The following is a 20,237-nucleotide window of genomic DNA, read 5'->3' as shown; positions in this document are numbered from 1 at the left end:
AGTACTATTTTTGTATTTTTAGTTTTAGGTCTAGCTTCTTACAACGCAGCCGTCTTAAATCTTTTTTTAATCTTTATCACTTATTCTCAAAATATCTCCAAAAACACCACGAGCAGTAACAGCTGCACCAGCTCCGGCGCCTTGAATTACAATTGGATTATCACCGTAACTCTCTGTGTATATTTCAAAAATTGAATCGCTTCCTTTTAAAGCACCTAACATGCTATTTTTAGAAACACTTACTAAACTTACGTTTAAAAGAGCTCCCGTTTCCTTAGACAAATCGCCGTGCAAATCTGCTACATATCGAAAAACAAAGTCCTTGGACTGGTTTTTCTTTTTAATTTGAAACGGAACATCCAACTCTTTCAATCTTCCCAAAAACTCTTCTTTTGAAACGTTCCGTAAATCCTTAGGAATTAAATTCTGAATTGTAATATCTTTCAATTCATTGTGCAAATCCAATTCACGCGCCAAGATAAGCAATTTCCTTCCAACGTCATTACCACAAAGGTCTTCCCTCGGGTCAGGCTCAGTATATCCTTTATCAATTGCCGATCTTAAAACTGAACTAAAAGTTCTATCAGACTCTGAAAACGTGTTGAATATATAACTTAAGGAACCAGAAAACACACCTCGAATACGAGTGATATTTTCTCCTGAAAGATGTAATAGTTTGATGGTATCTATCAATGGAAGTCCAGCTCCAACATTTGTTTCATATAAATAATGACGCTTTTTTGCAGTTAACTTTTTTCGAAGGTTTTGGTAAAACTTCAAGTTTAAAGTATTGGCAATCTTATTTGAAGATACCAAGTGAAAACCATTTTCAACAAAGGTTTCATAATTATGCACAAATTCAGCATCAGCCGTGTTATCAACTAAAATCAGATTTTGAAGATTGTGGTTTTTTGCAAAGGAAATAACATCCTCTACGCTAAATTTTTGTCCAAATTCCTGTTTTTCTTCCAACCAGTTTTCATTTAAACCCTTTTGCTTAATCAAAACTGTTTTTGAATTTGCAACTGCGAAAATATTCAAATCTAAATCGCGCCTTCTAGATATTTCTTCCTTAGAGGATATAATTTGGTCTATTAAATGGCGACCAACATTGCCATGACCGAAAATGGCAATATTTATTTTCTTCTTTTTTATATTATTTAAATCTATAAGGTTCGACACCTCGTTATCTAATATTTGAGTGCTCATAGTTTTTTGTTTTATTAATTTCTTGCCTGTTTTACAGCAAGGCATCTGAATTAAAAATGGGGTTCAGAATTTCCGCCAATTGTTCGTATTCTATTAAAAAAGCATCGTGTCCGTGAATAGAATTTATTTCAGAAAAATGCACTTTACTTTTTTTAGTTTTTAATAAAGAATACGTCTGTTTTATTTCTTCATTTAAATAAAATCCGTCGCTATCTATTCCAACCAAATGAATATCTCCTTCAATTGTTGAAGCTAATTGTAAAAACTCATCTTCAGATTGTAAACCGCCAGTCATCAATAAATGATTCATCAACTTATAGGCTTGTAAATGAAAGCGGTTTTGCAACGTATTACCGTGATGAAGCAACCAACTTTCTACATTATACAATGGAGCAATTTCATTTAAACTTCTATTAAATTTTTGTTTAAGAGACTGTGGAGTTCTGTAAAATGTCATCGCGTGAATGCGTGCATCGTGAACAGGATTTTCTGAATTATTTAATAGTTGCTTTTGCACTCTGCATTGTGCAATTACCCAATCGGTAGCTTTCCAATCGGTAGCAATAGGGATTAACTTCTGAAATAATGCAGGTTTTAAAACTGCCATTTGCCATAAAATACTTCCTCCTAATGAACCTCCGATTCCAGCAAATACTGATGAAATTTTAAGTTGTTCTAATCCGTTTATAAACCAATTAGCAACATCGTAGGTTGTGATGACTTCATAATTTTTAATGAGATAACCATCGTATCCATTCCCTGGAATATTGAATGAAAGAATGGTGTATTTATTAGTATTTATACATTTTTCAGGACCAATTAAAGCTTTCCACCAACCGTTTTCACCACATACATTACTGTTTCCTGTTAGCGCGTGAGTTACCAAAACAATTGGAGCTGAGCCTAATTCCCTCCCAAAAACCTGATAGGTTAAGGGAAGGTTCTTTAAGCACAAACCGCTTTGTGTGGTGTATTCTTTTATTTTTAGCTGTGTGATTTGAGACATTATCTTAGCTATAAGAAGATTATTTATTTAAACCAATTGCTCTTTAAAAACTTCCTGAAACGCTTGTTCTAAATCAGCTTTTAAATCTTCTATATTTTCCAATCCCACGGAAAGTCTAATTAAATCTTGAGACACCCCAGATGAGGCTTGGTCTACTTCATTTAGTTGTTGGTGAGTGGTACTTGCAGGATGTATAATTAAAGATTTTGTATCGCCAATATTTGCTAAAAGTGAAAAAACTTTTACGCTATCAACTACTTTTTTAGCACTTTCATATCCGCCTTCTACACCAAAAGTTACAAGTCCGCTTTGCCCTTCTGGAAGATACCTTTGAGCTAAATTATAATACTTGTTATCTTCCAAACCTGGGTAATTTACCCAAGCTACTTCCTTTCTATTTTGTAACCATTTCGCAAAATTCAGTGCATTTTCACTGTGTTTTTTTATTCTGATTTCTAAGGTTTCTAATCCTTGTAAAATTTGAAAAGCGCTAAACGGACTTAAAGCTGCACCAAAATCGCGAAGACCTTCCATGCGAACCTTGGCAATAAAAGCAACTTCTTTTAAAACATCAGCGTAAATCAATCCGTGGTATCCTGCAGATGGCTCAGTAAATTCAGGGAATTTACCATTAGTCCAATCAAAATTCCCAGCGTCGATAATAACCCCTCCAAGAGTTGTCCCGTTTCCGTTTATGTATTTTGTAAGTGAATGGATTACAATGTTTGCTCCGTATTCAATAGGTCGCAATAAGGCTGGGGAAGCAACGGTATTATCAACAATCAACGGGATTTTATTCTCTTTTGCTTCAGCGGCAATAGCTTCTATATCAAGAACATCTAATTTGGGATTTCCAATCGATTCGATAAAAACAGCTCTCGTATTTTCTTTGACTGCGTTTCCGAAATTTTTAGGATTAGAAGCATCTACAAAGCTTGTTGTAATGCCTAACCGCGTTAAAGTAACATTCAGCAAGTTGAAAGTTCCGCCATACAAACTGCTAGATGCTACTATATGATCGCCAGCACGAAGCAGCGTCAACAATGCTGTTGATACAGCAGCTGCACCAGAAGCTGTTGTAACTGCACCAATACCGCCTTCCAAAGCTGCTAATCGTTTTTCCAATACATCGCAAGTTGGGTTGTTAAGACGAGAGTAAATATATCCTGCCTCGGAGAGATTAAAAAGATTCGCCGCATGGTCTGTATCTCTAAAAACGTAGCTGGAGGTTTGGTAAATTGGGACTGCTCTAGTTCCTCCATTTGCGTTTACGTCGTGTCCTGCGTGCAACAAATTTGTTGCGAAATTGTGTTTTGTACTCATTTTTCTAATTTTTTGAGTTAATAAATAGATTAAACCAATCCCGAAATAAATTCGGGACAATAGAAAAATGTTAAAAAGAATAAATGAAAAGCAGCTTCAGAAAAGAAACTGACTTGTCGTTATCTATCATCAATCCTAATAATTCAAGATAGTTGTAGAATGTAGCACCTTCATTCCGGAGAAAGGGTTGCTAAGGCGTCATAGGGTCTATTCCCTCGGCCTTTCTTGATAACATTTCAATAAAAGTTTGAACTTTGTGTGTGCAAATATAGGGTCGGAAAAAATTAATAACCTAATTTTTTGTCAAAAATTTTTAAAACAAATCTTCAGTTCATTTAAATTCTATACTTTTGCAGCAGATAATTTAAGAGGAAAGATTTGACTGATTGCAACCTCCCTAAAAAATGCTAAAGGCAGTGAGAACTTCCCAAGGTCGCGACCCGTCAAATCTTTTTTTAAATAAATGACTTAAGACTATAAAATATAGGACTTTAGGCTATTCACATAAATGTAAGTCATAAGCCATTAGGCAAGTCTTAAAACATTTTATTCTAGGTCGTTTTTAATGTTTTTTAAAAATTTAATACAGATTATGGCTTATTTATTTACATCAGAAAGCGTTTCTGAAGGACATCCAGACAAAGTTGCAGATCAAATTAGTGATGCGCTTTTAGATAATTTTTTAGCTTTCGACCCAGAAAGTAAAGTTGCTTGTGAAACCTTAGTTACCACCGGTCAGGTTGTTCTTGCTGGAGAAGTAAAAAGCAATACTTATCTAGATGTACAAACGATTGCCCGTGATGTAATTAATAAAATTGGTTACACTAAAGGCGCGTATCAATTTAGTGGGGATTCATGTGGGGTAATTTCATTAATTCACGAACAATCTCAAGATATTAACCAAGGTGTAGATCGCGAAAAAAAAGAGGAACAAGGTGCGGGAGACCAAGGAATGATGTTTGGCTATGCTACCAAAGAAACAGAGAATTATATGCCTTTGGCATTGGATATCTCACACAAAATAATGTATGAATTGGCAGCGCTTAGAAGAGAAGAGGACGAAATAAAGTATTTGCGTCCCGATTCAAAAAGCCAGGTTACAATTGAATACAGCGATGACAATATTCCACAAAAAATTGTTACAATTGTTGTTTCTACACAGCACGACGACTTTGATGAGGACGACAAGGTTATGCTTAAAAAAATTGAAAATGACGTAAAGAAAATACTTATTCCTCGCGTTAAGAAGCAATTCCCTGAGCACGTTCAAAAATTATTTAACGATGATATTACTTATCATATTAATCCAACTGGAAAATTCGTGATTGGTGGACCACACGGAGATACAGGCTTAACAGGAAGAAAAATAATCGTTGATACTTACGGTGGAAAAGGTGCTCACGGTGGTGGTGCTTTTAGCGGAAAAGACCCAAGTAAAGTTGATAGAAGTGCAGCTTATGCGGCTAGACATATTGCTAAAAACCTTGTTGCTGCAGGTGTAGCTGATGAGATTTTGGTACAGGTAAGTTATGCTATTGGTGTAATAGAACCTACTTCAATTTTAGTAAACACTTACAACTCTAAAAACGTAAATCTTACTGATGGTGAGATTGCTAAAGAAGTGGCAAAGATTTTTGACATGCGCCCAGCTGCAATTGAAAAAAGATTAAAACTTAGAGAGCCTATTTATTCTGAAACGGCTGCTTATGGACATATGGGAAGAACTCCTCAAACCATTAATAAAACTTTTGAAAGCCCGTACAACGGAAAAGTAGAAAAAGAAGTTGAGCTTTTCACTTGGGAAAAATTGGAATATGTCGATAAAGTAAAAAAAGCTTTTAACATTTAACAAAGTCAGGTTGAGCTCTTCGACTTGGCTCAGGATAAACTAAAGTCGAAACCTATTACATTTATAGTTCTCGATTCTATAAAAATAAAAAAATCCCAAATTCCAATTGAATACTTTGGAACATGGGATTTTTTACTTGGTGCATTTAAGGTTTACATTCCTCCTTTTCTTTCTGGAGTTCTTGGCGTAGGCCACTTTTGTTGCTCGCCAGTTCGTTTATTAATTGGAAGGTTTATTTGCTCTCTAGAGGTAAACTCTGGATCTTCCGAAGCTTTATAAGCCATGATTGCAGCTAGAATAGCATTGTGTTGCACATCGTCAAAAACAATTTTATCGTAGGTATCTAAGTTGGTGTGCCAAGTATAGTTCCAATAACTCCAGCTTAAAGAGCTCAAATTAAAAGCAGGTGCGCCCGCAGCTACAAAACTAGCATTGTCTGAACCTCCACTTGACGGCCATCCTGGAAAAGTTGTTTCAATATGCTTGCTAATAGTGTCTGGTACTGCAGCTAACCAACGAGAAATATAATCGTAAGAGTGTAAGAATCCTGCTCCGTTAATTTTAACAGCTCTCCCTGTACCGTTATCTTGATTAAAAGCTGCTTGCATATTTTTTACGATTTTTGGATTATCAGCAACAAAGGCAGAAGATCCGTTTAGTCCTTGCTCTTCACTTCCCCAATGCCCAGCTAGAATTGTGCGTTTAGGATTTGGGTACACTTTTTTCAAAATACGCATTGCTTCCATCATTACAAGAGTTCCTGTACCGTTGTCTGTAGCACCTGTTCCTCCATCCCACGAATCAAAATGAGCAGAAAGAATTACATATTCGTCTGGTTTTTCAGTTCCTTTAATTTCAGCAATAGTGTTGAAAGCAGGAGCTACACCTAAGTCTTTAGATTGTGCTATTATATTTATTTTAGGTTTATCACCATGCTCAACCATTCTATATAACATAGTGTAATCCTCCAATTGAATATCTACAGTTGGTATTTTCTTAGTACGCGCCGCAAAAATTTTGTTAGCGCCAAAACCTTTAGACCAATAGCTATCTATAATTCCAGCTGCACCTGCATCTTCTAATGCAGAAATAATACTTCTTCGGTTGTAACCAGTTCTACTAATATTTTCATTCCAAGCCTTAGTTTGAGCTTCTCTTTCATTTTTCATTTTTTCAAAAGACTCTGGAGTTGCCCATTCTTCCCAGTTGTAATCAGGTCTTCCTGTGCTCTGTTTCATTGCAATCATCACAAACTTACCTTTTGCATTAGGAAGCCATTTTTGAAATGATATAGAATCTTTTACTTCTGGAAGAATAATACATTCAGCAGTAACACCTTTTTTTGATGTTCCAGGATTCCAAGCTAATTGAGTTCCGTTTAAAGATTGTACTCTAGGGTGAACCATATCTATATGAGTAATACCTCGCTCCCAAGCTTTCCATTCACCATACTGTTGATTCTCGGCAGAAATACCCCAAGATTTATATTTTGCAACCGCCCAATCGTGTGCTTTTTGCATTTGTGGGGTTCCCACCAATCGCGGACCAATGTCGTCCATTAATTCGTGACCAAGAGTTTCTAGTTGTGAGTTTTCGTAAGCCTCCTTTAAAATGTTATCAATTACAGGATCTTTCTCTTGTGCAGAGATTGTAAAGGTTGCCGACATTAAAAAGGCAAGCGTCAATAGTTTTTTCATAATGAGGGGTTTGTGTTCGGTATCAAATTTTAAATGTAAAAGCTAAAACTACAATATATTTTATATTAAGAAAAGTTTTACAAACAAACCACAGAAATAGAAAATGCCCGATTCTAAGTATTAAATGATAGGGAAGGTCTAAAGTATTAAATAATATTGTGGTTTCTCGCTTTTTGAACAGCTTCAATCTTACTGTGTACCTGAAGTTTTTTGTAGATATTTTCAATATGTTTTCGCACAGTGCTAGGCGATAAAAAAAGATGCTCTGCAATTACAGTATAAGTCAAACCCTTACTTAATTGATCTAAAACCTCAACCTCACGTGCGGACAGGGAGATTTGTTCTTTATCTCTTAGGTTTTGAATATCGATAGGATTTCGAAGTAGTTTTAGAGTTTTCATAGCTATAGAAGGAGTCATAGCTGCACCTCCATTTAGTGTTTCAAAAATACCTTCGTATAAATCTTTGGGGTTAATTTCTTTCAGCAAATATCCATCGGCACCTGCTTTTATAGCGTTGAAAATATGTTCGTCATTGTCAAAGGCAGTTAGCATAATTATTTTGATATGCGGATATTTCTGCTTTACCATTTGGGTGGTCTCTATACCGTTTAAAACAGGCATTTCAATATCCATCAATATTAAATCGAGATTGTGGTTTTCCTGTAGTTTTGTAAGCAGCTCACTGCCATTTAACGAGGTGTGCTTTACCGAAACATCTTCAAAAAAAGATAATTTTTCCTTTATGGCATGAATAAGGAAGGAGTTATCGTCAACAATAGCGAGTTTCAACATTTTATTTTCGGTTAGTCGTTTAAAGATAATGAATTTAGCTCAAAAAAGACAACCGTAAAATAGGGCATTTGCCGTATTAATTTATCCTTCTGTAAATGGTTTTGCCAACCTCAGCAAAATAGAAGTTCCATTTTTAGAGGTTTGAACTTCAAGTGTACCATCAATCTCCCGGGCGCGTTTTTTCATATTATTAAGGCCGTTGCCCATATCGATTGTCTCGAGATTAAATCCTTTGCCGTTATCGGCAATCTCAATTTGGTACTGCTCACCTTCTTTTGAAATATTTACCTCGATTTCGTCGGCAAGAGCATATTTCAATGAATTGTTTACCGCCTCTTGAATAATTCTGTAAATATTCATTCCTTCAACAGACGAGAACACATGTGTTTCGTCAACACTTTCTTCAATGTTAAATGAGAACTCGGTATTTTCCGATGCGTTTTTTGCTTGCTCAATAAAGTTTGCTATTCGCGCTTGTAAATCCTCAAAAGTTATTCTCTCTTTGTTCATCGCCCAAATGGTATCGCGGAGTTCATAAATGGTCTGGGAGGTAAAGACGCTAATAGCGCTAAGTTTGTTGCCAAGTTTTTCACCAATATCTGTAAAGCCGAATTTTAGGTTGTCAATACTAGATATGATGAAAGTGAGCTGTGCTCCAATATTGTCGTGAAGGTCTCGAGAAATACGCAAACGCTGTTCTTGCAGTTTATTCTGGGTTTCAATTTTTGCCAAAGCCGTTTTTAACTCACTTTCCTTTTGAAGTTGGTGGTTTTTAAGTTTCTGCTGATTATAGAGTAAATAGCCCAGCAGCCCGAGAACCAAAACTAGGCCGAGACTGCCGAAAATAAAAGTATTTTTTCGGCGTACCTCCATTTCCTTTTCTGCTAGTTGGGCACGTTGTTGTAGAATTTCATTTTGCTTTTTTTCGGTATCATATTTTACCTCCATTTCTTGCAACGTCTCCATATTGGATTTACCTAAAACACTATCCTTAAAGGCTACATATTTTTTATAATATTCAAAGGATGGTCCAATTTCTTTTTTAGCTGCATAGTAATCTGAATAATTTAGCAGGGACATCTCAATGTCCTCGGCGGTTTGACTTTGTCTCGCGAATTGATAGGCCGAATCCAAATAAACCTCAATCTCGTTCAATTCATTTTTGTCAAGCAAAACTTGAACAATATTGTTATAACTAGCACTTACTCCCGAAAAATTACCGATGGATTTTTCAATCATTGCAGATTTTTTAAAGTAATGTACCGCAGAATCTATCCTTCCAAGGTAATAATAGGCACCCCCAATATTGTTGACCGATTCAGCCATTCCTTTTTTATCATCCAAGGATTTCTCAATCGCAAAAGATTGTTTAAAATATAAAAGCGCCTCTTCGAATCGACCTTCAGATGCATGGATAATCGCTATATTGTTTTTTGCTTCTGAAATACCTTTTTTGTCAGCAATTTTTTTGAAAAATGTAAGCGCTTTTTCGTGATATTCTACGGCTTTTTCATTCATTTGTAACATGCTATAGACCATCCCTATATTATTATTCACCGTGGCCTGCTCTTTTTCTAAGCCCATCTTTTCGTATATTCTATCGGCATAAATATAGTTTTCAAGAGCGTCTTCGTAATTGCCCAGTTTTCTATTTATTACCCCTAAGTTGTTTTGTGCCGAAGCTCTCACGAGAGAATCTGGGCTAGCTTCGAAAGCCTCTTTAGACAATGACATCGCTAGTTCCAAAGCCCCCAAATCTCGCTGTACAATTCCAAGATTATTTTTAGTTTTTGCTATTTCAGGAATATACATACCATCTTGGGCTAATCGTAATGCTTGATTTAAAATCTTTACAGCCTCCTGAGGGGATTGTTTATAGATTGAGACAGCATAATGGTTAAGACTATCGATTTTTTTTGGTTGCGCAAATAAGTTAGCTTCAATAAATATTATACATACAAAGCAAAATAAAAATCTAATCATATTTTTAAAGTTATTTCGGGCTGAATAATTAAAGCCTGCTCTAAATTATGAATTAAAAAATTATAATTATCCAATTTTTTTGCCCGAAAATCAAGTTGGTTACTATGTTGCTTAATAGCTATATTTATTTTCTCCTTAATTTGTGAATGTATTTGCATAGCCATTTTGCGAACAATATAGTGCCACCATAACATTCCTGAAATAATTAGGGTAAGAATGGCAATAAAAAGAATTGTAAAATCTATTTCCATAGGACTTTTAATAAATAAAGATATATCTTCTTTTGAATCAAACGTATAGGGCATCTGCCTTATTTGCCATGTTCAAAATAATTTAACCCCATGGATTCCCATGGGGTTTCAAAACCTTGAACGCTCCTCACCTCGTCCGTGGTTAAAAAAAGTTTTTGATTCCGTTTACTTTTTAAGATCGTATGCGAAAATTGAATTATTATCTGCTTTATAATACAGCAAACCACCTATTTCATCCACTATATATTCCGGCTGCTTATCCTTTAATACAATTTCTTTTTCTTTAGCACCAGTATCTCTATTAACTTTCACCAAGCCAACACCATCGTCAAGTTTAGTAAGTATAAATTGGTCGTTTCTGGTTGCAGCGGTAGCTTTAAACCGTTTCAACATTTCTGCAACCGAAGCGCCACTTGCAGCAGCCATTGCTCCTGCCAATCTTGCATCGCTTTCAGATTTTTCATCATATCCTGCAAGCTTGTTCTGCATGGACGAATTTGCAGCAGCTACAGCCGTCGTAGCCGTAGCTACGGCTGCAACCCCAGCTAAAACTGCACCCATGGCACTTTTACCAGGTGCGCGATAATATTCGTGCCATTGCTTTTCGCCATCCCAATCTACTAATTGCATATTTTGATCGCTGGTTAATAAAATACCGCCATCACGAATCTCAACGTGTGAAGGATCTTCCTTGCCTTCAAAATTAGTTTCGACCAAAATGCTAACATCACCAGAGGTTGCATCTACAGCGTACAAAGTTTCATCTGCGCTAATTAAATAGCGATTGTTCCTTTTGTCGAGAGTTGAACTTACCGCTCCTGCTCTTTTATATTTAAGCGGTTTTTGCCAAACCTGCTCACCATTTTCCAGATTTACAATATTGGCGTCTTCCGAAGTAATATAGATCAAGCCCTGTGGGGTATGCGCCATAGTTAAAATATTTTCTCCCGTCTTTAATGGTTTTTTAAAAAGCGTTTCTCCATCAAATGAAATCTTATTGATACCCCCTTGGTAAATTCCGAAGAGAATACCGTCTTCCATTACATAAAAGTGCTGTACATAGCCTTTGGTTTTGGGTGCTTTATCCCAAAGATCTTCCCCATTTACAGCACTTAAAAATGCAATATTGGATTCGTTTTTCGTTGCAAATATGCTGTTATTCCCCCCGTCACTTTGATTGCTAACTACTGCTATTCCGTTTGGTAGGATTTCAAAATTTACTACTTGCCCCTTTACCTTATGATCATCTTTCCAAAGTTCTGTTCCATTTACACCCACCTTATGAATTCGGGTGTTTTTACCCTGATTTACACTTTCGAATGCATATATTTCGTTCTCAGCAGCATCAGCTACCATCCAATTTATATTCTTCATATCATTCTGCCAAAGAGTTTCACCTGTCTGTGCTTTTTTTGCCAATAACCCTTTAGTTGTTGGAACAATAAGGTAATCTTTCAACAATAAAACAGATCCGCTCGGTTGCATTCCTGCACCCACAGAAACTTTTCCAGGTTCACCGAGATTAAAACGATAATCCTCCTTTCCACTATTTAAATCATAAACAGCCACAGCAGTTGCATATTTTTCATCTGATCGGCGTTGCCCTGTAACCACTAATTTGTTCTGTGGCATTTTCACTTCACAACTATAAGCAACTTTCCAACCATTACTTTCGGTATTAAAAAGTACTTGTCCAGACATATAATCGATAACTGATTTCTTTGCAGTTAAATTAGCGAACCCACCTTGCGCAACTATAACGTATGGCGCATTTGGCACAAAAGTAAGTTCCTCGGGTTTTACACGTCCGTATTCGGTAAAATTAAACAACAGTTGGTTGCTACCTGGCTTAATCCCCACTAAACCATTATTAGTAGCAACAACCATTGTTCCTCCTTGAGTTAATATCATATCATTTATCTTGGCACCTGTATCATATCTAAAATCAGGTTGCTCCGCCCTTTGCGCAATACCAGTGTTTAACGTTAAGAACAAAATGGCATAAAGCATGTAACATTTTCTTGAGGTCTTCATAATATTTTGGTTATTAGTTTATGATTCAAATATGATCACGTCTGAGGGTAAAATCAATAAGGCAATTGACGTATTACTAAGTAAGAAATAATTATAGAGTACGTTATCCAGCGCAAGTAGTTTAATAAAAAAACCGAATACAAAACCTGCGTCTTGAAATCGGTTTAATCTGATAATATGCTCTATAACACCCTAGTTTACGGTCATTTCAATGTTAAACTCGCCCTCTGTAACAGAAACAGATTGCGATAGATTATCTAGATTGTAGGCTGTGAAACTAAAGGTCCCCTTAGCAATGTTATTTTCAAAACTTGAAACTTTAATTTCGCCATTTGTAGGCTGCCCGTTACCAGTAGTATAAATGACAACCGTATTAGGGTCTGGGTTAATTGGGTCTGGCAAATAACTATACGTACCTATATTGGTGAAATTTAGATCGTAGGTTCCCACCCCATCAAAAGTTGTGATTACCATTTGTAAATTTTCCGAGTCGGAAGTACCTGCACTAATGACAAAAGCTTTAGTTGGACCAGATTGAGTAATCTCTCCGACAACAGTTCCGTTTAGGGAGTTAAAAGATTCTCCATCTACTTTGGCTTTAAAAGTTCCTGTTCCACCCGTTGGGTCTTGCCCCCCATCGTCGTCCTTGCTGCAAGAGGTTAAACTTAATGCTAGCACTGACATTAAGACTAAAAAAATCTTGTTGAATGTTTTCATAATTTTCGGTTTTAATTTCCTATTTGGAAGTTTAATTATTATAAAAACAAAATTGCATCTAAAAGAAATTCATATCAATAAGGCAATTGACGTATAATGAGATTTTGAATTAAGACGCGAGATAGTAAAATTTTTAAAAATGGATGTGAGGAAATAGCTCTTTAACTGAAGAAATTTTCTGTTTGAGCTTTTCCAAAAATAGAAGATGCTCCTCACTTTCAGCGTTGAAAGGTTTGTGAAGTAGTCCACTTTGTATCGCTGCTATTTCCCTTTGCAAGGATTGTGTTTTAGAAGAAATCCAAACATTTGAAAACTTCTGCCAGATAATTTCAATGGCGGTTTTGTTAGGGTGAAGCATATCTTCAGTGTAAAACCTGTAGTCACGGAGTTCATCCATCATAATTTCGAAAGATGGAAAGTAGAAGCTGCTCGACTCCGTTCGAGCTGATAAGGATTGGTGAATGGCCGAAATTAAATGTGCTTTACTAATCGTATTTTCAACAAAGCCATCTTTAATATGCCTTACCGGAGAAACAGTAAATAATACAATAGCTTGAGGATTTACTTCTGAGATCTTATTTTGTAAATTTTGAAGACTTCTTGTAGTCTCTTCAACCGAAAGAAGTTCTTTTTTAAAGTTTTTCTGTGGAAGTTTATGACAGTTTGCAATTACCTCATTACTTTCAATACTTCTATAAACCCACGTAGTACCTAAAGTAAAAATGATATGGGTAGAGGTAAATAAAGCTTCTCGCAAAACTCTAAGCGATGCATTAAGCCCTTCTAAAAACTGATTTTTATTTATTGAATTAAGCTCTGAATGGGCCTCAAAACATTTCCAAATGCCATGGTGATTAAATATATTTTCTTCAGAAAAAAGATTGTTTTCAATGGCACGCATCACCAATTTCTCAAGTGAAACAACATTGAATATTATTCCAAATGGATTTTGAATATTTTGAAATTTAAAATAGTCGAACTTCGCTCCAATGTTTTCCGAAAAACAGCTTCCTAAGAGCAGCATTTTTGAAGAATAATCTATCTGATTTGTTTCGGGCGTTAATGGTATTTCGGTTTGAAGTTTCATGATATTTTAAAAACTCCTCCACATACTTTGCGTCTTTGCTGTATAAATTTACTGCAGAGACGCAGAGCATGCAAAGTGATTATATTACTTCAGATAATCTGTAGCCTTTTCTAAAGCCTCACCAATTCCAGCTGGATTTTTACCTCCTGCAGTTGCAAAGAATGCTTGGCCACCCCCGCCTCCTTGGATGAATTTTCCAAGCTCTCGAACAATCTTACCAGCATTCAAATCTCTTTCTCGAGCTAATTCTTTTGAAATATAGCAAGCCAGCAATGCTTTTCCGTCATTTTCTGCACCAAATACTAAAAATAAATTTTCAGACTCTCCGCCCATTTCAAAAGCCAAATCTTTCATTCCGCCTGCATCCAAATCTATCTTTTTCGCAAGGAAGTTGATGCCATTTACTTCTTTTATTTCAGCTTTTAAATCGCCTTTTAAATTCTTTGCTTTGTCTTTCAACAACTGCTGAATCTGTTTTTGCAAATTGCTGTTTTCTTCTTGTAAGTTCTCTACGGCCTTCACTGGATCTTTAGCGTTATTCAGCGCTTTTTGAAGTGATGCAAACGATTCACTTCTATCAATAAAATATTGCTTTGCAGCATCGCCAGTAATAGCTTCTATCCTTCTAATTCCAGAAGCAACAGCCCCTTCTGAAGTAATAATAAAATGCCAAATATCATTGGTGTTCCCAACGTGAGTACCCCCACAAAGTTCCATCGATTTTCCAAACTTAATTGCGCGAACAGCATCGCCGTATTTCTCTCCAAAAAGTGCAATTGCACCCTCGTCTATAGCTTGTTGGTAAGGAATATTTCTTCTTTCTTCTAAAGCAATTCCTTCACGAATTCTAGCATTTACAAAATCTTCAACCTGCTTTAACTCTTCAGCTGTCACTTTCGAAAAGTGTGAGAAGTCAAATCGCAAATTTCGGCTGTGAACCATACTTCCTTTTTGAGCAATATGATCGCCTAATATATTTCTTAATCCTTGATGAAGTAAGTGTGTTGCTGTATGGTTGGAAGCAGTTCTAAAGCGTTGTTTCTCATCCACAACGGCCAAAAATGGATCTTCTATATTACGCGGTAGTGTTTTAGAGAAATGTATAATTAAATTATTCTCCTTTTTAGTATCTACGATATAAGTTACACCACCATCTGCAGCTTTTAAATATCCTTTATCACCTACTTGCCCTCCTCCTTCAGGATAAAATGGTGTTAGGTTGAAAACAAGCTGATACATTTCGCCATCCTTCTTGCTTTCTACTTTGCGATATCGTGTAATTCTTACTTGCGTTTTTAAGGTATCGTAGCCTACAAACTCTTCAACTTCATCTTCTTCTAAAACAATCCAATCGCCAGTTTCAACTTTAGTTGCAGCACGAGAACGATCTTTTTGTTGTTGAAGCTCTGCATTAAATTCTTCTTCGTTTAAGGAATATCCTCTTTCACGTAAAATAAGCGCGGTTAAATCTATCGGGAATCCGAAAGTATCATAAAGTTCGAAAGCTTTTTTACCAGAAATCTCTTTAGAATCTGTCGATTCAATTATATTTTCGAGTAAAACTAGCCCTTGATCTAATGTTCTTAAAAACGATTGTTCTTCCTCGCGAATAACATTGGTCATTAAGTTTTTCTCAGAAACAAGTTCTGGGAAAGCTTCTCCCATTTGATCTGTTAGTGTAGCCACCAACTTATAAATAAACGGTTCTTTTTTATCTAGGAAGGTAAAACCATAACGGATTGCTCTTCTTAAAATTCTTCGTATTACATAACCAGCACCAGTATTGCTTGGCAACTGCCCATCTGCAATAGAAAATGCAACGGCACGAACGTGGTCTGCAATTACGCGAATTGCGATATCTATTTTCTCATCTTTCCCGTACTTAGTTTCAGTTATAGCTTCAATTTCACGAATTAGCGGAGTAAATACATCTGTATCGTAATTACTAGTTTTATTTTGTAAAACCGTACATAATCGTTCGAAGCCCATTCCAGTGTCGACGTGTTGCGCAGCTAATTTTTCAAGGCTTCCATTTGCTTTTCTATTGAATTGCATAAAAACCAAATTCCAAACCTCAACAACTTGTGGGTGATCTTGGTTTACTAAATCTTTTCCTGAAATTTTTGCCTTTTCTTCCGCAGATCGAATATCTACGTGAATCTCGCTACAAGGTCCGCAAGGTCCTTGATCTCCCATTTCCCAGAAGTTATCCTTTTTGTTTCCATTGAGAATTCGATCTTCAGGAACAAACTGTTTCCAAAGATTATAAGCTTCAGTATCGCGCTCTAGACCTTCGTTTTTATCACCTTCAAAAATCGTTACGTAAAGAATATCTTTGTCTATTTTATAAACTTCGGTTAAGAGTTCCCAGGCCCATTCGATTGCTTCTTTTTTAAAGTAATCTCCAAAACTCCAGTTCCCCAACATCTCGAACATAGTATGATGATAAGTATCCATCCCTACTTCTTCAAGATCATTGTGTTTTCCACTTACGCGAAGACATTTTTGAGTATCAGAAATACGGTTACTCTTTGGCTTACCATTGCCTAAAAAATATTCTTTAAATGGGGCCATCCCACTATTAATAAACATTAACGTTGGATCGTTTTTCACAACCATTGGTGCCGATGGAACTACAAGGTGTTCTTTCGACTTGAAAAACTCTAAAAATTTGGAACGTATTTCCTTTGACTTCATGTTTTGTTTTTATTTAATTCTGAAGGTCTTGTCTCATCCTGGGTCTAAACTTTTTAATTATCTTAAGATTTCAGATAAGATGTTTCAATTTATTATAAAATTATGCTAAAATTATTGGTTAGGCGCACTAGCAAACAATTTCTATATTTGTAAAAACGTTACCTTTACTTCGCGCTGATAATCAACGCGCAAAAATAGCAATTTTTTAACGCATGTCTAAGGTTAAATATTATTACGATAGCGAAACACTTTCGTATAAAAAAATAGAGAAGAAAAAAGGGAGAAAAATAAAAATCTTCGCCTTAAGTATTCTAGGGATGTTTTTGAGTGGTTTTATACTTCTCATCATTTACCTAAACCTTCCCTCGGTTCAAACTCCTAAAGAGTTATCCTTACAACGCGAGCTTCAAAATATGCAATTGCAGTTTGAGCTTTTAAACAGAAGAATGGAGCAAGCACAAGCTGTTTTATCTGAGGTGGAAGAAAGAGATAACAATTTGTACCGTATATATTTTGAAGCGAACCCTATCCCAGAGGAACAGCGTAAAGCAGGTTTTGGAGGAATAAACCGATATAAAGATTTAGAAGGTTTTGATAATTCTAAACTAATCATAAACTCTACACGCAATTTAGATATTTTGACAAAACAAATCGTCATCCAATCTAAATCCTTAGATGAGATAGCTAAATTGGCTGAAGAAAAAGAAAAGTTATTAGAGGCAATTCCAGCAATTCAGCCGGTTAAAAACAAAGATTTAACGAGAATGGCCTCTGGATATGGCTATAGAACAGACCCATTTACAAAAGCTCGTAAATTTCATTATGGCATGGATTTCACCGCACCAAGGGGAACTCCAATTTACGCAACAGGAAATGGAAAAATTGTACGTGCCGATAACAGAGCGAGTGGATATGGAAATCATGTAGTTATAGATCACGGCTATGGATATGAAAGCCTTTATGCGCACTTATATAAATACAATGTGAAAGTTGGGCAAAAAGTGCAACGTGGTGATATCATCGGATTTGTTGGAAGTACTGGTAGAAGTCAGGCTCCACACTGCCATTATGAGGTGTTTAAAGACGGCGAACGCATTAACCCAATAAACTTCTATTATGGAAGTTTAACTGCGGAAGAATTTGCTGACATCTTGAGAAAATCACAAGAAGAAAACCAGTCTCTCGATTAATCTAGCCCAGTATACAACTTAAAACATTATTAACTCTTAAATTAAATAATGCACATAGACCTCCCAGAAAAAATGTATTACGGCATTGGCGAAGTTGCCAAAGCTTTTGATGTGAACACATCATTAATACGGTTTTGGGAAAAGGAATTTGACGTTTTAAAACCAAAAAAAAACGCCAAAGGAAATAGAAAGTTTACACAAGAAGACATCAAGAATCTTGAACTTATCTATCATTTGGTTAAAGAGCGCGGATTTACTTTGGAGGGTGCAAAAATTCATTTAAAAGAAAATAAAAAGAAAACACTAGACCAATTTGAAATTATTCGCAAATTGGAATCGGTAAAAGCAGAACTAATTAAAATTAAAGAACAACTCTAAAAATCAACTTCATTATGAAAAAATGGTTACCAATAATTATAATCCTTGGTGGAATTCTATTGATTGGATTATACTTAGCAAAAGTAAATAACAAACTAGTAGTATTAGACGAAAAAGCTACTGCACAATGGTCTAACGTAGAGAGCTCATACCAACGAAGAGCAGACCTTATTCCTAACATCGTAAACACTGCCAAAGGATACGCCGAATTTGAGCAGGAAACTTTGATTAAAGTAACAGAAGCACGAAGTAAAGCAACTTCTATAAACATCGACCCATCTAACGTTACACCTGAACAGTTAGCACAGTTCCAACAGGCTCAACAAGGGCTTACTTCTGCACTTTCACGTTTATTAGCCGTTTTTGAACGCTATCCAGACTTAAAGGCAAACGAAAACTTTAAGGAGTTAATTAACGAATTGGAACGTACAGAAAACAGAATTAACGTAGAGCGTAATAGATTTAATGAACAAGCAAGGATTTTTAATACTGAAGTAAAACAGTTTCCTACTAAAATATTTGCTGGCATCTTAGGTTTCAATGAAAAAGCCTACTTTAAAGCAGACGAAGGAACCGACAGCGCTCCTGAGGTTAATTTTGACTTCGGATCGGACAATTAATAATCTATTTTCTGAAATATTTTCGGCTTGGTTCAGCAATTTAGATTGCTATTAATCACAATTAGCCGAAAATATTTTAGATAATTTAAACTAAGTAAAATATGTCTAGAGTAGAAGACTTTCTTACATCGGAAGAAGAATCTGCAATTGTTGAAGCTATTCGCATAGCAGAAAAGAATACATCAGGTGAGATTAGGGTTCACCTTGAAGCAGAATCGATATCTTCTGAAGAACCCCATGAACACATTGACGCTTTTGATAGAGCTACTGAAGTGTTTGAAATGCTTAATATGCACAACACTAAAGAAAGTAATGGAGTGTTAATTTACGTAGCTGTTGAAGACCGCACATTAGTTATTATGGGCGACAAAGGCATCAATGACGTTGTTGGTCAAAACTTTTGGGAAGGCACTAAAGACGTAATCATTAATCACTTTAAAAATGGTGATATGAAACAAGGTTTAGTCGATGGAATTTTAAAAGCTGGACAACAGCTGAAAAAACATTTCCCTTATAAAAAAGATGATAAAAACGAACTTCCAGACGACATCTCTGTAGGATAGTTTGTAAAAAAAATATTAATGATTAGAATTCAGAAATATTCCACAATTCTCGTATTTTTCATTGCTTGGCTTATCTCTGGAAATGTATTGGCGCAATACGAAATTCCGCCTAAGCCTGCAGTTGAAACTTCGGTTTACGATTATATAAATCTTCTAACGCCATCCCAAAAATCTGCGTTAGAAAGTAAGTTAATTCGTTATGCCGATTCAACTTCTACCCAGATTGTTTGTATTATTATTGGTTCTACAAATGGTGAGGATATTTCCATGCTTGGTGCCGAATGGGGACAAAAATGGGGTATCGGTCAGAAGGGTGAGGATAATGGAATTTTAATAACGCTAGCCAAAGACGATCGAAGAGTAGATATTAATACCGGGTATGGAATAGAATATCGTGTAACCGATTTAATGGCTGAGCGAATCATTAATCGAATTATCATCCCAAATTTTAAAGCTGGCGACTACTACGCTGGTCTTGATCAAGGTAGTGATGCCATTTTTGCAGCTTTAAAAGGTGAGTTTAAGGAAGACCGTGATTTTGGAAAAAAGGATGCTGCTCCTATTCCATTTTTTCTAATCTTCCTATTTATCATCATTATAATCGCCCTAATGAATAAAGGTGGTCGTGGGGGTCGTGGTGGCGGACGTGGAACCCTATTAGATATTATCGTGCTAAGTAGTCTTGGCCGTGGAGGTTTTGGTGGTGGCGGTGGTAGCTTTGGAGGCGGCGGAAGTTTCGGTGGCGGAGGCGGCTTTGGAGGCGGCTTCGGTGGCGGTGGCTTTGGCGGTGGTGGTGCTAGCGGTGGTTGGTAATCTCAAAAATTCATTCACCCAAATTA

Annotated in this window: 17 protein-coding genes and 1 riboswitch; of the genes, 6 read left to right on the top strand and 11 right to left on the bottom strand. The window is 36.1% G+C overall.

Annotation, left to right across the window (positions count from 1 at the left end):
- Positions 1-66: 66 nt before the first annotated feature.
- Genes K8344_RS09925 through K8344_RS09915 form a run of 3 tightly spaced genes read right to left on the bottom strand, consistent with a single transcriptional unit; the run spans position 67 to position 3,538 of the window.
- Positions 67-1,209: a homoserine dehydrogenase family protein gene (locus K8344_RS09925; RefSeq protein WP_338144600.1), complete on the bottom strand. Its 1,143-nt coding sequence runs from the start codon at positions 1,207-1,209 to the stop codon at positions 67-69.
- A gap of 31 nt (positions 1,210-1,240) precedes the next feature.
- On the bottom strand, positions 1,241-2,215 hold the full coding sequence (locus K8344_RS09920) for an alpha/beta fold hydrolase (protein WP_237608538.1): 975 nt from the start codon (positions 2,213-2,215) through the stop codon (positions 1,241-1,243).
- Positions 2,216-2,242: 27 nt separating this feature from the next.
- Positions 2,243-3,538: an O-acetylhomoserine aminocarboxypropyltransferase/cysteine synthase family protein gene (locus tag K8344_RS09915; RefSeq protein ID WP_237608537.1), complete on the bottom strand. Its 1,296-nt coding sequence runs from the start codon at positions 3,536-3,538 to the stop codon at positions 2,243-2,245.
- 116 nt (positions 3,539-3,654) lie between these two features.
- A riboswitch (SAM riboswitch) is annotated at positions 3,655-3,773 on the bottom strand.
- Between the two features lie 357 nt (positions 3,774-4,130).
- Between K8344_RS09915 and metK the strand changes: the two genes are divergently transcribed.
- The gene (gene metK / locus K8344_RS09910; protein ID WP_237608536.1) at positions 4,131-5,387 is read left to right on the top strand and encodes a methionine adenosyltransferase; all 1,257 of its coding nucleotides are present in this window, start codon (positions 4,131-4,133) and stop codon (positions 5,385-5,387) included.
- A 152-nt stretch (positions 5,388-5,539) separates the two neighbouring features.
- On the opposite strand, the gene K8344_RS09905 is transcribed toward metK, so the two are convergent.
- The 8 genes from K8344_RS09905 to alaS form a co-directional block, all read right to left on the bottom strand.
- Complete coding sequence (locus tag K8344_RS09905) at positions 5,540-7,084, bottom strand: M20/M25/M40 family metallo-hydrolase (RefSeq protein WP_237608535.1); 1,545 nt, start codon at positions 7,082-7,084, stop codon at positions 5,540-5,542.
- Between the two features lie 146 nt (positions 7,085-7,230).
- Positions 7,231-7,878, bottom strand: coding sequence for a response regulator (locus K8344_RS09900; RefSeq protein WP_139855956.1), 648 nt, complete (start codon positions 7,876-7,878; stop codon positions 7,231-7,233).
- 81 nt (positions 7,879-7,959) lie between these two features.
- Positions 7,960-9,861: a tetratricopeptide repeat-containing sensor histidine kinase gene (locus K8344_RS09895; protein ID WP_237608534.1), complete on the bottom strand. Its 1,902-nt coding sequence runs from the start codon at positions 9,859-9,861 to the stop codon at positions 7,960-7,962.
- Positions 9,858-10,166, bottom strand: a complete 309-nt coding sequence (locus K8344_RS09890; protein WP_237608533.1) for a hypothetical protein — start codon at positions 10,164-10,166, stop codon at positions 9,858-9,860. Before K8344_RS09890 ends, K8344_RS09895 begins: the two co-directional genes overlap by 4 nt.
- Before the next feature lie 111 nt (positions 10,167-10,277).
- Positions 10,278-12,146, bottom strand: a complete 1,869-nt coding sequence (locus K8344_RS09885; protein WP_237608532.1) for an outer membrane protein assembly factor BamB family protein — start codon at positions 12,144-12,146, stop codon at positions 10,278-10,280.
- Positions 12,147-12,338: 192 nt separating this feature from the next.
- The gene (locus K8344_RS09880) at positions 12,339-12,863 is read right to left on the bottom strand and encodes a Riean_0653 family protein (protein WP_237608531.1); all 525 of its coding nucleotides are present in this window, start codon (positions 12,861-12,863) and stop codon (positions 12,339-12,341) included.
- Positions 12,864-12,996: 133 nt separating this feature from the next.
- On the bottom strand, positions 12,997-13,950 hold the full coding sequence (locus K8344_RS09875) for a GSCFA domain-containing protein (RefSeq protein ID WP_237608530.1): 954 nt from the start codon (positions 13,948-13,950) through the stop codon (positions 12,997-12,999).
- An 84-nt stretch (positions 13,951-14,034) separates the two neighbouring features.
- A complete protein-coding gene (alaS, locus tag K8344_RS09870) occupies positions 14,035-16,647 on the bottom strand; it encodes an alanine--tRNA ligase (RefSeq protein ID WP_237608529.1) in 2,613 nt (870 codons plus the stop codon).
- Between the two features lie 212 nt (positions 16,648-16,859).
- On the opposite strand from alaS, the gene K8344_RS09865 reads away from it, so the two are divergent.
- The 5 genes from K8344_RS09865 (at position 16,860) to K8344_RS09845 (ending at position 20,211) form a co-directional block, all read left to right on the top strand.
- Complete coding sequence (locus K8344_RS09865) at positions 16,860-17,837, top strand: M23 family metallopeptidase (RefSeq protein WP_237608528.1); 978 nt, start codon at positions 16,860-16,862, stop codon at positions 17,835-17,837.
- Positions 17,838-17,885: 48 nt separating this feature from the next.
- Positions 17,886-18,215 (top strand): MerR family transcriptional regulator, encoded by a 330-nt coding sequence (locus K8344_RS09860; RefSeq protein WP_139855948.1) that lies wholly within the window; start codon positions 17,886-17,888, stop codon positions 18,213-18,215.
- A 14-nt stretch (positions 18,216-18,229) separates the two neighbouring features.
- Positions 18,230-18,835, top strand: a complete 606-nt coding sequence (locus K8344_RS09855) for a LemA family protein (RefSeq protein ID WP_237608527.1) — start codon at positions 18,230-18,232, stop codon at positions 18,833-18,835.
- A 101-nt stretch (positions 18,836-18,936) separates the two neighbouring features.
- Positions 18,937-19,398 (top strand): TPM domain-containing protein, encoded by a 462-nt coding sequence (locus K8344_RS09850; RefSeq protein WP_237608526.1) that lies wholly within the window; start codon positions 18,937-18,939, stop codon positions 19,396-19,398.
- Positions 19,399-19,416: 18 nt separating this feature from the next.
- Positions 19,417-20,211 (top strand): TPM domain-containing protein, encoded by a 795-nt coding sequence (locus K8344_RS09845; protein WP_139855945.1) that lies wholly within the window; start codon positions 19,417-19,419, stop codon positions 20,209-20,211.
- Positions 20,212-20,237: the final 26 nt, after the last annotated feature.

The organism is Aequorivita xiaoshiensis, assembly GCF_022008395.1.
GTDB lineage: Bacteria > Bacteroidota > Bacteroidia > Flavobacteriales > Flavobacteriaceae > Aequorivita > Aequorivita xiaoshiensis.
The sequence above is the reverse complement of the archived record's forward strand: the minus strand, read 5'-3'. Positions and strand labels throughout refer to the sequence as shown.

Bases quoted from the DNA above. Each gene is read 5' to 3' on its own strand.
- K8344_RS09860 (WP_139855948.1), top strand. From the start codon at position 17,886: ATGCACATAGACCTCCCAGAAAAAATGTATTACGGCATTGGCGAAGTT.
- alaS (WP_237608529.1), bottom strand. From the start codon at position 16,647: ATGAAGTCAAAGGAAATACGTTCCAAATTTTTAGAGTTTTTCAAGTCG.
- K8344_RS09850 (WP_237608526.1), top strand. From the start codon at position 18,937: ATGTCTAGAGTAGAAGACTTTCTTACATCGGAAGAAGAATCTGCAATT.
- K8344_RS09845 (WP_139855945.1), top strand. From the start codon at position 19,417: ATGATTAGAATTCAGAAATATTCCACAATTCTCGTATTTTTCATTGCT.
- K8344_RS09890 (WP_237608533.1), bottom strand. From the start codon at position 10,166: ATGCCCTATACGTTTGATTCAAAAGAAGATATATCTTTATTTATTAAA.
- K8344_RS09915 (WP_237608537.1), bottom strand. From the start codon at position 3,538: ATGAGTACAAAACACAATTTCGCAACAAATTTGTTGCACGCAGGACAC.
- metK (WP_237608536.1), top strand. From the start codon at position 4,131: ATGGCTTATTTATTTACATCAGAAAGCGTTTCTGAAGGACATCCAGAC.
- K8344_RS09875 (WP_237608530.1), bottom strand. From the start codon at position 13,950: ATGAAACTTCAAACCGAAATACCATTAACGCCCGAAACAAATCAGATA.
- K8344_RS09900 (WP_139855956.1), bottom strand. From the start codon at position 7,878: ATGTTGAAACTCGCTATTGTTGACGATAACTCCTTCCTTATTCATGCC.
- K8344_RS09855 (WP_237608527.1), top strand. From the start codon at position 18,230: ATGAAAAAATGGTTACCAATAATTATAATCCTTGGTGGAATTCTATTG.
- K8344_RS09880 (WP_237608531.1), bottom strand. From the start codon at position 12,863: ATGAAAACATTCAACAAGATTTTTTTAGTCTTAATGTCAGTGCTAGCA.
- K8344_RS09920 (WP_237608538.1), bottom strand. From the start codon at position 2,215: ATGTCTCAAATCACACAGCTAAAAATAAAAGAATACACCACACAAAGC.
- K8344_RS09865 (WP_237608528.1), top strand. From the start codon at position 16,860: ATGTCTAAGGTTAAATATTATTACGATAGCGAAACACTTTCGTATAAA.
- K8344_RS09905 (WP_237608535.1), bottom strand. From the start codon at position 7,084: ATGAAAAAACTATTGACGCTTGCCTTTTTAATGTCGGCAACCTTTACA.
- K8344_RS09885 (WP_237608532.1), bottom strand. From the start codon at position 12,146: ATGAAGACCTCAAGAAAATGTTACATGCTTTATGCCATTTTGTTCTTA.
- K8344_RS09895 (WP_237608534.1), bottom strand. From the start codon at position 9,861: ATGATTAGATTTTTATTTTGCTTTGTATGTATAATATTTATTGAAGCT.
- K8344_RS09925 (WP_338144600.1), bottom strand. From the start codon at position 1,209: ATGAGCACTCAAATATTAGATAACGAGGTGTCGAACCTTATAGATTTA.